Here is a 14065-nt window from a genome sequence, read left to right on the forward strand (position 1 = left end):
TATAAAATATCTGGTGAGCATACATTTTTGAACCATTAAGAAGGTTAAAGGGGGTAAATATAATTAAGAAAATTATCTGCTTTTAAGTGAAGCTGAACTTAATATTCATAAAAGACTATTCAATCTTAATGGTTTATTTTAAACGCAAAGTTTAATTTAAAAATGTAAAAATTATGGATGCAAAGTGAAAATCAATCTTCGATTGATTGAATAAGCGCTCGTATTACCGTCCGCTTGACCAACGGCGAAGCCCGCATCTTTGCCCTGCTTAAATAGTAAAACTTAGATGTGAAACTTTGTGTTAAATAAAAAAAAACAGCTCCTTTCGGAACTGTTCTCACTCAAAAAATCGTTGTAAGGCTATCGAAGTCGGTCTACAGATTTCACGAGCCTCTCATCTCTGCGGATATATGCGTTTGCAATAAACAGACATATTACCGCGATCAATGGGAAAACCGGCTCAATACCCTTCTCAGGAATCTGAATTCCTCCGGATAAGTTTAGTAACCAGTACGCCAATACACCAATCAACAAAACGTTTATAATGATGCTGAATGTATTCAGCAAAATTTGTCTTTTTCTGTTTTTAAAACTGAAAATACTCAATGCTCCTGCTAAAACAAGTACAATACAGCCAATATTAATCACCGGAATATTGCCGAAAACGTCAACATCCTGTCCCGTAATGAAAAGGAAAACAGCAGCCAAAACTGCCAAAAGGGTCCATATAGTCTGTATTCTCTGTAACATAGATTATTAAATACCTGGCAAAAATAACATAAATTTTGCACAATTCAAAAATAAGTGTAGATTTGCATTATACATATGTACTTGAAAACAAAAGTCACCGGACTTACTTTTCTTACTCACAATTAATTACATTTTTACATTAAGTATGTTTAACATAGAAACGTTAAGGTCAAAATCCGTAACGGAACTGACTAAAATCTTAAAAGATTTAGGCGTTAAAGTTGCTAGAAACAGCAATGATAATGATAAGATCTTTGCCGTTCTTGACTTTCAGGCTTCTAACCCTAAAGTTGCAAAAGATTATTTCAACGCCACAGAAACCAGTATGGATACTGAAGAAAAACCGGCAGATAAACCTGCAAAGGCTCCTGTAAAAAAAGCAGCGCCTAAAAGACAACCTGCCAAACCCAAAGCAGAAGCAAAAGCACCTACTGAAGAAAGCCCTAAAGCTGAAGAGAAAGTAGAAGAAAAGATGCCGGCTGCTGAAGAAATAAAGCAGGAAGAGCCTAAAGCTGAAACAGTTTCCGCTCCTGAAGAAAATAATTCAGCACAGGCTAGGAAAAAAAGAAAGAGAGTAACTGCCAACACAGGCAATACAGAAACTCCACAAGAAAGAGCAGAAGCTCCTAAAAATGCAGAACCTCAGGGATCTGCTCCATCAGAAGAAAAGCCTGCTACTTCCCAACCTCAGGCCAGATCCCAACAAAAAGGACACAACAATCCGCAAAACAGCGGAAACCAAAATAAGAACCCTAATCAACACCAAAACCAGGGTCAGAACCAAAATCCTAATCAGCACCAGAATCAGAATCAGAATCCAAATCAGCAAAGACAACATGCTGACAGAAATGAGGAGCATCATTCTGAGCACAGAAAAGAGTTTAGTTTTGACGGGATGGTTAGTATTGAAGGGGTTTTGGAAATCCTTCCGGATAACTACGGATTCCTTCGTTCATCTGATTTCAGCTATATCTCTTCTCCTGATGATGTATATGTTTCTACAGCACAGATCAGAAATTTTGGTCTGAAAACCGGAGATACCGTTAAAGGAATTGTAAGACTTCCAAAAGAAGGTGAAAAATACTTTTCCTTGCTGAAACCTACAGAAGTAAACGGACGTGATCTTGCGTTCATCAAGGACCGTGTTGCCTTTGAATATTTGACTCCGCTTTTTCCTGAAGAGAAATTTAACCTTACAGGAAATGGATCTACACTTTCAACAAGAATTGTGGATCTTTTCGCACCTATCGGAAAAGGGCAGAGAGCGATGATCGTTGCCCAGCCTAAAACAGGTAAAACGATGTTGCTTAAGGATATTGCCAACTCTATTGCAGCCAATCATCCTGAAGTATATATGATGGTTCTTCTGATTGACGAACGTCCGGAAGAAGTTACCGATATGGAAAGAAGTGTAAATGCGGAAGTAATTGCCTCTACATTTGATGAAGCAGCAGATAAGCACGTAAAAGTAGCGAATCTTGTTTTAGCAAAGGCCCAGAGAATGGTTGAATGTGGACATGATGTAGTGATTTTACTAGATTCAATTACGAGATTGGCAAGAGCTTATAACACCGTTACGCCGGCATCAGGTAAAGTTTTATCAGGTGGTGTGGATGCTAATGCACTTCACAAGCCGAAAAGATTCTTTGGAGCGGCCAGAAAGATTGAAGGAGGCGGTTCATTAACCATTATTGCTACAGCGCTTATCGATACAGGTTCTAAAATGGACGAAGTAATCTTCGAAGAATTTAAAGGAACAGGGAACATGGAACTTCAGTTGGATAGAAAAATTGCCAACAGAAGAATTTATCCTGCAATTGACCTTGTGTCTTCAAGTACGCGTAGAGATGACCTTCTCTTAGATGAAGTTACTTCTCAGAGAATGTGGATCTTCAGAAAATACCTTTCTGAAATGAATCCTGTAGAAGCAATGGAATTTGTAAATAAAAACATCAGAGGAACTTTAAATAACGAAGAATTCCTGATGTCTATGAATAAATAGATTAATTTAATTGTTAATAAAAAAGCACGGGGATCAGCGATCTTCGTGCTTTTTATTTGGATAGTGGAGTTTTTGAAAATCTTATAGCTTGAGTGTCTTAGAGTTTAGGTATTTAAGAAGCTTGAAATTGGGGACTGTTAAGGAAAGACAGCAGCTTATATTTTATTAGTAAGTACAACTTTGAGATGTATTTTATACTGCGATACCTCCATCTTCCGACTTTCTGCTTCCCTCCTATAAAAATTAATTCATTCTAAATCAATATATCAATGTTAAAGATTTATTAAAGTAATCCCCAATTGTTGATAATCGCTTAAATATTGGCTAAATTTGGATATAACATTAAAAATAAAAATTATGTCATTTGAATTACCTAAATTAGGATATGCATACGATGCATTAGAGCCAACTATTGATGCAAAGACTATGGAGATCCATTATACAAAACATCATCAGGCTTATATTGACAATCTAAATAAAGCAATCGAAGGAACTGAATTGGCAGGAAAAACGATCGAAGAGATCTGCCAGACTGGGACTGACAAGCCGGCCGTAAGAAATAATGGAGGAGGACACTTTAACCACTCTTTATTCTGGGAAATTTTAACTCCGGGTGGAAGCAAAGAGCCTGTAGGAAATGTAAAAGCTGCCATTGAAAATTATGGAGGTCTAGAAAAATTCAAAACTGATTTTTCTGATGCGGCTAAAACCAGATTTGGTTCAGGATGGGCTTGGCTGATTAAAAATGCAGACGGATCCGTATCTGTTTCTTCTACTCCAAACCAGGATAACCCGTTAATGCCTGTTGCAGACGTGAAAGGAACTCCGGTTCTTGGATTAGATGTTTGGGAGCATGCTTATTATTTAAACTACCAAAACAGAAGACCTGATTATGTTTCAGCATTCTTTGATGTTGTAAACTGGGATAAAGTGGAGGAATTATTCAACAAATAATTTTCAGCTATTATAAAAATAAAAAGGTTCAGAAGAAATTCTGAACCTTTTTATTGTAGATCAAATGTATAAACATTAGTGTTTATTTTATCTAACAGCATCGCTTCCGGAAAGTCCATTCATTCTTAGTCCGTATTTCCAGCTGACATAGGCAAAGACCTGATACAACTTATATTCGAATTTTATTCCGTAGTTTTCTCTTGGGTCGTAATCTATACCTGACTCTATAATATTCCGGTATTTCCCTGAATTGTAGTAGGAATTCCATTCAGTAACCAGAAATGTATTTTTTGTTTTCAGGTAAGATTCTGAGTACTGGCTGATCGGTTTGGCTACAGCATTTAAAAAGTAATCAAACTGGGTATCAATCACAGTAAGCTCCCATTCTCCGTCTTCGTTCTTAGAAGGCTTCATTTCTGATTTTTCTTCTTCTTTCTTGGGACTGTTTTGGGAAAAACAGCTGAAAGGAATAAAGGCGAAGAAAAATAGTATAATAAGATTTTTCATAATGAACATTGTATATAAAATAAGCACTCAAAATGAGTGCCTAAGTTAATTTTTTATGGTTCTTTCTGAAGAATAACAAATGCCGGGAAGTGATCACTGTATCCTCCTGTAAATCGGTCTCCATCCCAGGATCTGAAAGGATATCCTTTATAATTTCCTTCTTTATTCACTAAATAAGGTGGAGCAAAGATTTCTGCTTTGTATACAGAATATTCTTTTGTCACCTGATCAGATATTACATTCTTAGAAACAATGATCTGGTCGAAAAGGTTAGGGGCATCCTGGTAAGCCAGTGAAGCGATCCCTTTTTTATATAAAGGATACATTAAATTAAGATATGGTGTAGTTTCGCTCAGATCTTTGGGGCCTGCAACAGCTTTTAGATAATTTTTCAAACTTGCGCTCACAGGATCATCATTAAAGTCACCCATTGCAAAAAGTTTAGTGGAAGGATCTGCTGCTCTTATACTGTCCATCTGCTGTTTCAGTAAAGCGGCAGCAGCATTTCTTTTAGGTAATGAAACGGCTTCGCCACCTCTTCTTGATGGCCAGTGATTCATGAAAAATGCAACTTTTTCATTGTCCAGGAAACCTGTTACTACCAAAATGTCCCTTGTATATTCTCTTTTACCATCATCACCGAAAACTTTTAGTTCTTTTTTCAATGAATTGGTCGGGGTAAATCTTCTTTTCTGATAAATTAATGCAACATCAATTCCTCTGTAATCATAAGAATTATAATGAATAATTCCGTAGTCATATTTGGCAAGAACAGGCTGTTTTACCAGATCTTCAATGACCTGCCTGTTTTCAACTTCAATAAGTCCCACTACTGCAGGTGCTGTTTTCGTATACTGTGCACCCATTTCAGATATTACCTTGGCTTCGTTGGCAAGCTTGGCCTTATAAATTTTAGTATTATAATTTTTACTGCTGTTTGGCGTAAATTCGTCAGATCCGCTTTGATATCTTACTGCTTTTTTGCCTATTAAAGCACCGTCACTCCAGGGCCCGTCATGTTTCTCTGCTTCTAAAAACTTAATGGAATCCATTGGAATGCTTCGGTGGAAAGCCGGATTACGGATATCTTTTGTACCATCAATATAGTCTGCAGAACGGATGGTGTCCCAAAGGTTTTCAACATTCAAAAAGCCAACAGTAGCCACTTTCCTAAGTTTTCCCTGTTGTGCAAAAGCCATTATTGAAAAAATAACAGCGATAAAACTCATCAATCTCTTCATCCTCTAGAGTATTAAAATTATTTAAACCACAAATTTACCTTTTTTTAATTCACTCCATTTAAATATTTGTAAATTTAAAACAAGATAAAACAATTCTTTTATATAATGAATCTTAAAAGGTTGCAATGTTAAGAAAAAATATTGTTAAAAAAGTTGGAGATTCCAAATTTTGATTAAATTTGTGCCCCCAACTTTTAAACTGTTGAGAATTAAGAAGAAAAGTATTAAAAAAAATAATATACTCATGATTAAAAAACTATCATTAGTCTCTTTATTTACTTTACTTCCTGCTTCATTCTATTTTGCGCAGACTACTGTATTTGCGTATCTTAAGGATGCTGATGGAAAGCCTGTTGAAAGGGCAGAAGTAGATCTTAAAGGGAGCGAAAATGATGTAACGGCTGACAAAATTGGATACTTCCAGTTTGTAGACCTGCAGCCGGGCCATTATCAAATTATGATTACGAAACCAAACTTCGAAACCAAAATGATGGAGTTTGACGTAACCGATGAGAAAAGAAAGGATCTAGGGGTCATAACTCTATATTCTGCACTTACCAACGCAGATCAAGGATTAGCGATTATAGACAATGATGATGATGACAGTAACAGCAGCGGGCAAGCTTCTACAGTAGGATTATTACAATCTTCTCAGGATATTTTCAGCAGAATTGCTGCTTTTGATTTAGGATTTTACTGGTTCCGTCCGAGAGGAATTGATGGGAGAACAGGAGAATCTATGCTGAATGGTGTCTCAATGGTAAAATCTGATAATGGTAATGTTGACTTCAGCAATTGGGGTGGATTGAACGAGATCACGAGATATCCGGAGATCGCATCTAACCATTCTCCGTCTGAATATGCTTTTGGTGGAAACAGCTCTGTTGTTTATAAGAATACGAAAGCCAGTGAGTATAGAAAAGGATTCCAGTTTACACAGTCCTTGACTAACAGAAACTACAGAAACAGAACCTCTTTACGTTATACCTCAGGAATGAGTAAGAAAGGGTGGGCATTTACTGTAATGGGAGCCAGGAGATGGGCTGAGGAAGGAATTCAGGAAGGAACTTTCTACGATGCTTATGGAGCTTACCTGGGTATAGAAAAGAAATTCAGTGACAGCCATACGATAACATTCAATGCGATAGGTGCACCATATAGAAGATCTACAGCCAGTCCAAGTACTCAGGAAGTATATGACTACAGAGGTGTACATTACAACTCTTACTGGGGATGGCAGGATGGAGAAAAAAGGAGTGAAAGAGTTCGAAGAGGATTCCAGCCGCTTTTTCAGGTTCAGGATTTCTGGAAGATTAATAAAAATTCCAGCCTTTGGACAACTGCATCTTACCAGTTTGGAAAAGATAAAGGTTCGCGTTTGGACTGGAATGGGGTAACCAATCCGTCACCTACTTATTATAGAAACTTACCAAGTTACTATATCAACAGTATTATTTATAACTCCGTTAATAACACTGAGACTGATCCCATGCAGTATAACACGCTTTGGGATGCCTATAATACAAGTATGTCTAACTGGCAGAATGGAGATCCCAATGTTACTCAGATTAACTGGGGGCAGATCTATGCCAATAATCAAAAGAACGATGCTGCAGACCAGGCTGAAATGGCTCGTTTGTACGGATTATCAGGGAAACGTTCCAAGATATATCTTGTAGATGATGTAAGTGATGATAAGATCTTCAACGCAGGTACCCATTACACATATAACTTTAACGACCGTATAAAGTTTATCATGAACGTTTCTTATCAGAACTACAAATCTGAACTTTACCGTGAAATGAAAGACCTTTTAGGGGGTGATTATGCTATTGGTGTTGATCCGTTTAAAGAGTCTGCTAAACCTGGTTCTACAGGATTCTATAATACGTTGGATCCTAACGTTCAGTTGAGAGTGGGAGACCGTATGACTTATAATTATATTTTGAGAAGACAGGAAGCAAAAGTAAATCCGGGACTGAAATTCTCTACCGGTAATTTCGATGTATTTGTTTCTGCTATGGCAGGATATTCCACTTCAAACAGAGAAGGTCTTTTCAAGCATTATTTATATGAAAACTCTTACGGGAAAAGTAAAGATTACAATTTCTGGAACTTCGGTCTGAAAGGACAGATCGTTTATCGTATCAATGGACGTAATTTCTTAGTGTATAACGGAGCGATGTACAATCAGGCACCATTCCTGGAGGATTTGTTTATCAATCCTAGAATCAATGCCCTTGTTAATCCTAATATTAGGAGTACGGTTTACACGGCTAATGATTTAAGCTATGTTATCAATACACCCTTCCTGAAATTAAGAGCATCAGGATATATTGTAGATACACAGAATGAAACCAACGTACAGCGCTTCTTTGCAGACGGGATCCAGATGAGCAGCACCAATCCAGACGGATCTGTTTCTCAGGTACAGAGTGCATTCGTTACTCAGGTGATGTCTAATCTTGAGAAAAGAAATATGGGAGTGGAATTAGGTGTTGATCTAAAAGTTATTCCTACTTTATCTTTACAGGGACTTGCAAGTTTAGGACAGTATACGTACAGAAATAATCCGGAAGTTTATTTGGTTTCTGATGCATCAGGAAGCAGTGTGACTTCTTTCGGTAAAGCATATCTGAAAGATTATAAGCAGGGAGGTACTCCTCAGAGAGCTTTCTCATTAGGTTTCCGATATAACAATCCAAAATACTGGTGGGTAGGAGCCAACTGGAACTATTTCGATAATAATTATCTGGATCCGGCTCCGGCTTTAAGAACGAATAACTTTATTCAGAACCCATATTCAAGTACTCCTTATTTAGGTCTTACCGATGGTGATGTACGCGATATGCTGAAACCGGTAGAACTTCCTTCTGCATTTTTCCTGAATGCTAATGCAGGGAAATCATTCATGATCGGAAAGTATTATATATTATTGACCGCTTCTGTAAATAATATCCTGAACAACAGAAGATTCATCACAGGAGGTTTCGAACAGACAAGAGAAACAAAAGCTATGGATTTCGCTTATGATTATTATAGCCCTAAACCCTCTTTCGGACCGAAATACTGGTATACTCAGGGGCGTTCGTACTTCGTTAACTTACAATTCAGATTCTAATAAATAAAAAATAACAATGAATAATTTCACTAACTTTTTCAAAACGGCATTTGTGGCAGTAGGTGTACTGTCTGCAGTGTCTTCTTGTGTAAAGAATGATGATTGGGAAACTCCTCCAATCGCTTGTTCAAATAAATTTGAGGCGCCTACCATTTCAATGGCTGATTTTGCAGCTCAGGCTCCTGCAACTGGATACAAATTGATTACAACAGATCAGATTTTCGACGGTTATATCGTTTCTTCTGATGCTCAGGGAAATTTTTATAAAACGATTTCCTTCCAGGATAAAACGGTAAACCCTACTGTGGGTCTTCAGATCGAAGTAGATAAAGCAAGTAATTTTGCAGACTTTCCGGTAGGGGCACATATCAGAATTAATGCTAAAGGATTACGTTTAGGACTTGACAGAGGATCAATTAAACTTGGTTCTGAAGATCCGAATTTTGCCATTGGTAGAATTCCTCAGGCTCTTGTAGGAAGATATGTTTCCGGAGTTTGTGGTGGAAACGGATTGGATATCCAGACTATTATTCCAACAAAGCTTAATTCATTAAATGATGCAAAGCAGGCTAATCTAATCAATACTTTAGTAACGGTGTCTGATGTGCAGTTCAATATAAGTGAAATTTTCCCGGTACAGAAAAAATATCTTGATTATGATGCAGGAGGCCAAGGCTTGGATACAGACAGAAATATTGAAGATAAATTAGGTGGTACTGCAGTAATCAGAAACTCAGGATTCTTCAAGAGTGGAGGAGAGCTTTTACCGAAAGGGAGCGGAACTGTTACTTTTGTGGTAAGCAGATACAATACAACATGGCAGATGCTGATCAGAAGCTTGTCCGATATTAATTTCACTGGAACAAGAGTAGATTCAACGCCGCCTAAAGGAGGTACTGAGATCACTTATTCAGGTTCTTTCCTTGAAAACTTTGAAAGTTACTCGCTGACTCCTGCTAACCTTGAAGTGTATCCTAAATATGTAAATGATGCGGTATTAGGAAACAGATACTGGCAGTTAAAAACTTTCAGCAACAATAAGTATATTCAGCTGGGAGCTAATTCAGGATCTGGAAATTATTTGACCTATTTTGCAGTACCTGTTGATTTTACAGCTGCCAATACGTTGAAATTTGATGTAAATGTTGGATTCTGGAACGGTAATGCTTTAAAAGTATACTACACAACCAATTATACTCCACTTGGAGATATTACCGCAGCAACAAAAACAGATATTACATCTGCATTTACAATTCCACAAACCCCTGTTAGCGGGTACGGTACATTAACGCCTGCGGGAACTTATACTTTACCTGCCGGATTAACGGGTAATGGATTTATCCTGTTTGAATATACCGGAGCATCAACTGGTGTTACAACGACTATTCAGTTAGATAATATTCAGGTTCAATAATTTAAATCTGATATTTTAAATACAGGCCGTCTTTCATTAGACGGCCTTTTTTATGTTGTGATAAATGATAAGAGCAAATGCAAATGAAGAATTAATAAAAAAGCATGACATATCTGTAGCTTTTGATTTAATGATATTGAAAATGAATTTATTATGTTCGAAAAATATGATATCACAGATTGCTTAATCGGATTCCTTTTAAATATGCTAAGGGAATATGATTGGAAAGCCACATTATGAAGAAGATTTTAGATTGAATTATATAAAACAGTAAAAACAAAAAACCACCGCAGATGCAGTGGTTCATATTTTAAAATTATTCTGTTTAGAAAGCAACTTCATTCACTTCCTTGCCTCGCTGGAAGTTCATTACTTTCTGGCTTCCTTTGTAAGCAACACTAACAATGTTGATCTGCTTAGGAAAAGCACTTAAAAGAATAGTGTTTTTAATTTTTAAGGTATTGATATCGGAAACACCACCGGTCTCAAAATATACCCATACAGTTTCTCCACTTACCTGACTTCCGGTGAAAGTTATAGTTTTTGGAGAGCCATTGACGAACACATCAAAATTATTATTTACATATTTTTTTACTTCTGCTTCAAATCCTGCTGTATTAGGATTGATTTTAATAGCATCAGAAATATGGTTAGTATTCATTTTTGTGGTAAACTTCAATGTTTTGCTTCCATCTATATAATCAACTTTGGTCATTGAAGAGAAAAAGTCTACATACATAAAACTCATTAACACAAAAAATGTTAAAATTCCTGATATATATAAAAGTTTTTTCATCTTAATTAATAGATTTACAATCATTCTTGCTAATTATAGGTCACAAATAATATGCCAATTAAAAATTTACGTTCACAGAATATTTATCATAGAATGCCTTGATGTGTGCAACAGCCTCGTCAGCAGTGTCTACCACACGGTATAAGTCTAAATCATCTTCGGCAATCATTCCTTCTTTTAACAGTGTTGCTTTGAACCAATCCAATAATCCGCCCCAGAATTCACTTCCTACCAGAACAATCGGAAACTTGCCTATTTTATTGGTCTGAATCAGGGTCATTGCTTCCGTAAGCTCGTCCAGAGTACCGAACCCGCCCGGCATTACTACGAATCCCTGGGAATATTTTACAAACATTACCTTTCTTACAAAAAAGTAATCGAAGTTCATAGAATAGGATTTATTAATATACGGATTGAAATGCTGTTCAAACGGCAGATCAATATTGAGCCCGATGGATCTTCCCTGTGCATTAAAAGCGCCTTTATTTCCAGCTTCCATGATCCCTGGGCCGCCTCCGGTAATGATTCCGAAGCCCAGTTTGGTGATCTTTTCAGCAATTTCAACAGCCATTTCATAATATCTGCTTTCAGGCTTCAGTCTTGCAGAACCAAATATAGAAACGCATGGTCCTATCTTGGCCAGCTTTTCATATCCGTCCACAAATTCAGCCATTACTTTGAAAACCATCCAACTGTCTTTGGTGATGGTTTCGTCCCAGGTTTTCTGTCTGAGACTGTTGTGAAGTTTTGTTTCGTTAATATCAAGTGCAGGATTTACTAAACTTTCATCCCTGGTTCCATCCATTTCCATTGCAAATTATTTAAAATATTTTTCGGCTTCTATTACAGATTCCGGTCTTCCCACATCTATCAGAATGCTGTCATGTACAAATCCGTGGATATGCTCAGTCTGCATCAGGTCAAGATACTCCTCCATAACAGAAAACTTGCCGGTTCTCTTTATTTTTTCAAAGATAGCAGGGTTGATGCAGTGAACACCACTGAAGGCAAGAGCCTTAAAGCCTTTGTTGAATTCTGCAAGCCTCTGCTCTCCCGACTGTACATTAAGCCAGCCTCTCAAAACCATATCATCATTGAAAAGCAGCTTTCTGGAACTGTCTCTATCGGAAACCGCTAAAGTAGCGAAATCTTTTATCTTTTTATGATATTCAACGAGCGCATCAATATTGATATCCGTTAAAATATCAGCGTTCATGATTAGAAAATCTTCCCCGTGATCGAGGAATCTTCTAGCAAAAATCAAGCCGCCACCGGTTTCCAGCAGTTCGTCCCTTTCATCTGAGATTTCAATGCTGCAGCCGAAATTACTGTTTTTATTTAAAAATTCAACAATCTGATTTCCAAAATGATGGATATTGATCACAAAATCTTTTATTCCAAAGCCTTTAAGATAATTGATATTTCTTTCCAAAAGCGGTATGCCGTTTACCGGAGCCAGTGCTTTTGGATGGTGATCCGTAAATGGTTTTAGCCTTGTGCCTTTTCCGGCAGCGAAAATTAAAGCTTTCATATAGTCTAGGTAATGAGTGATATGTAATGAGTAATTTCAGGAATTGATGAAAAGTAAAATATTACTTATTGCTCATTATTCATTACTCATATTCAGGTGGTGCTGTTCGTCATGGTGGAGGCTTATTTCTATTCCTTCAGGATATTTTTCCCTGATGAATTCAGCAATCTTGATCGCAGAATACACGGATCTGTGTTGTCCGCCTGTACATCCGAAATTGATCTGAAGGTCTTCAAAACCTCTTTCCAGATAATTGTCAATATTAATTGAAATAATGGATTTTACCAGCTCGAGAAACTTAGGCATTTCGGTTTTTGTTTCAAGGTATTCCTGAACCCCGATATCATTTCCTGTTTGGATTTTGTATTCCTCAATTCTTCCTGGATTTAAAATTCCTCTGCAGTCGAAGGTAAAACCTCCGCCGTTTCCTGAATGGTCTTTAGGAATTCCTCCTTTTTTGTAAGAAAAACTGTGTATGTCGATGTGTAACATTATTCTTTATTTTTATTTAAACCATTAAGGCTTATTTAGTTTTATTGATAACCGGTTATCTGTAAGCTGTCGGCTTGATCGGAGTCGAAAGCTAGCTATTTAAAATGTGATTAATTTTCAATTTTGATTCTTCCGAAGACAGTTGTTCTATTACTTTTTTCAGTTCCGGATAATCCTGCATCTGTTCCCAGGATGCGGCAAACTGCGTGATATTGTGAATTCCTTTTTCAAGGCTGACTATAAAATGCTGCTTCCTTTGGATTAGCCCTCTGAAGCCATAGGCTCCAAGTACCTGCAGAAATCTCATCATCTGAATTGGTTTTACCGAATTTTTTAGTTTAGTTTTGATTTCTTCATTTTCAAACTGCATGATATAATAGTCAAGCATTTCATTTTTAAAATCTTCCGGAAAGTCGGCCTTGGCCTGGAAAAGGAAAGAAATCACATCATACATCAATGGCCCTTCCATCGCAGATTGGTAATCGATGAACGAAACTTTACGATCTTCATTCACCATAATATTCCTTGCCTGAAAATCGCGGATCATCATTCCTTTGGGTTCAAGACTTTCAATAAGCTGGGCAATCTGTTTAAATTCTTTCAATAAAACAGATTTACGGTATTCGAGCTCCAGAATATCAGCTACAAAATTTTTAAAATAATACAGATCATGAATCACGGGAAGCTCGTCATACCTTTCGTATTCAAACGTTTTTGAAAAATCAATTTTCCCCTGGGTCCGCATTTGGAGCTGGAAAAGCTTTTCTAATGTTTGCTTTACCAATGTTCTTACGTTATCGGAAAGTCCTTCTGTTGTAATAACATCTGAAAGAGTTTGTTCTCCTAGAAATTCCTGTATATACATCTTTTTGTCGTCTGAAACAGCAAAAATATTGGGTGTGTTGAGGTCAAGCTCTGAGAAGATTTCAGAATAATAAAGGAAGCTTTCGTTTTCCGCGGTGTTTTCATTGCTGGTGACAATGTATTTTCTGGTGTTGGATTTAGCCAGGAAATTTATTCTCGCAGAACCACTTTGAGCCAGTGTAACGAACTCAGAAGATGGTTCACCCAGATAATTTTCAAAAAATCGTTTTGCGTTTTCGGAAGTCATAATATGGAAACAAATATACTAATTTAATGGGAGTTTGATTGTTTTGATTGTTTTGGCTGTTTGAGGGTTTGAGATATTAGAGCTGGAGTAGGATTATCAGAGGATTTGGAGTTCTGGATGGTGATTGAGACTTGATGTTAGTTAAG

12 protein-coding genes are annotated in these 14065 nt (G+C 37.0%); 4 read left to right on the top strand and 8 right to left on the bottom strand.

All coding sequences use genetic code 11. The annotated features are described in order from the left end of the window. Positions 1-360: 360 nt before the first annotated feature. Positions 361-750 (bottom strand): DUF4293 domain-containing protein, encoded by a 390-nt coding sequence (locus DRF61_RS16010; RefSeq protein ID WP_111958828.1) that lies wholly within the window; start codon positions 748-750, stop codon positions 361-363. Between the two features lie 145 nt (positions 751-895). On the opposite strand from DRF61_RS16010, the gene rho reads away from it, so the two are divergent. Further along, positions 896-2752, top strand: coding sequence for a transcription termination factor Rho (gene rho / locus DRF61_RS16015; RefSeq protein WP_111958830.1), 1857 nt, complete (start codon positions 896-898; stop codon positions 2750-2752). 357 nt (positions 2753-3109) lie between these two features. Further along, the gene (locus tag DRF61_RS16020) at positions 3110-3706 is read left to right on the top strand and encodes a superoxide dismutase (protein WP_111958832.1); all 597 of its coding nucleotides are present in this window, start codon (positions 3110-3112) and stop codon (positions 3704-3706) included. An 87-nt stretch (positions 3707-3793) separates the two neighbouring features. Here the strand turns inward: DRF61_RS16020 and DRF61_RS16025 are convergent, their stop codons facing one another. Continuing rightward, complete coding sequence (locus DRF61_RS16025; RefSeq protein WP_111959037.1) at positions 3794-4213, bottom strand: DUF6146 family protein; 420 nt, start codon at positions 4211-4213, stop codon at positions 3794-3796. Between the two features lie 53 nt (positions 4214-4266). Continuing rightward, positions 4267-5454, bottom strand: coding sequence for an endonuclease/exonuclease/phosphatase family protein (locus DRF61_RS16030; protein ID WP_111958834.1), 1188 nt, complete (start codon positions 5452-5454; stop codon positions 4267-4269). A 244-nt stretch (positions 5455-5698) separates the two neighbouring features. Here DRF61_RS16030 and DRF61_RS16035 point away from each other — a divergent pair, with 244 nt between their 5' ends. Both DRF61_RS16035 and DRF61_RS16040 read left to right on the top strand, forming a co-directional pair. Next, positions 5699-8575 carry a carboxypeptidase-like regulatory domain-containing protein gene (locus DRF61_RS16035; protein WP_111959039.1) on the top strand — a complete coding sequence of 959 codons (2877 nt, stop codon included), beginning with the start codon at positions 5699-5701 and terminating at the stop codon, positions 8573-8575. Positions 8576-8591: 16 nt separating this feature from the next. Beyond that, the gene (locus DRF61_RS16040) at positions 8592-9989 is read left to right on the top strand and encodes a M949_1556 family lipoprotein (RefSeq protein WP_111958836.1); all 1398 of its coding nucleotides are present in this window, start codon (positions 8592-8594) and stop codon (positions 9987-9989) included. Positions 9990-10314: 325 nt separating this feature from the next. Here the strand turns inward: DRF61_RS16040 and DRF61_RS16045 are convergent, their stop codons facing one another. The 5 genes from DRF61_RS16045 to DRF61_RS16065 all read right to left on the bottom strand — a co-directional run bounded on the left by DRF61_RS16045 (position 10315) and on the right by DRF61_RS16065 (position 13919). Next, positions 10315-10785, bottom strand: a complete 471-nt coding sequence (locus tag DRF61_RS16045; RefSeq protein WP_223558109.1) for a DUF6702 family protein — start codon at positions 10783-10785, stop codon at positions 10315-10317. A 58-nt stretch (positions 10786-10843) separates the two neighbouring features. Continuing rightward, positions 10844-11596: an LOG family protein gene (locus DRF61_RS16050; RefSeq protein WP_111958840.1), complete on the bottom strand. Its 753-nt coding sequence runs from the start codon at positions 11594-11596 to the stop codon at positions 10844-10846. Positions 11597-11602: 6 nt separating this feature from the next. After that, on the bottom strand, positions 11603-12316 hold the full coding sequence (locus DRF61_RS16055) for a nucleotidyltransferase family protein (protein ID WP_111958842.1): 714 nt from the start codon (positions 12314-12316) through the stop codon (positions 11603-11605). A gap of 75 nt (positions 12317-12391) precedes the next feature. Continuing rightward, positions 12392-12808 carry a RapZ C-terminal domain-containing protein gene (locus tag DRF61_RS16060; protein ID WP_111958844.1) on the bottom strand — a complete coding sequence of 139 codons (417 nt, stop codon included), beginning with the start codon at positions 12806-12808 and terminating at the stop codon, positions 12392-12394. A gap of 91 nt (positions 12809-12899) precedes the next feature. Further along, positions 12900-13919, bottom strand: coding sequence for an aminoglycoside phosphotransferase family protein (locus DRF61_RS16065; protein WP_111958846.1), 1020 nt, complete (start codon positions 13917-13919; stop codon positions 12900-12902). Between the last annotated feature and the right edge of the window lie 146 nt (positions 13920-14065).

The sequence above is a fragment of the Chryseobacterium lathyri genome, from assembly GCF_003290185.1.
Lineage (GTDB): Bacteria > Bacteroidota > Bacteroidia > Flavobacteriales > Weeksellaceae > Chryseobacterium > Chryseobacterium lathyri.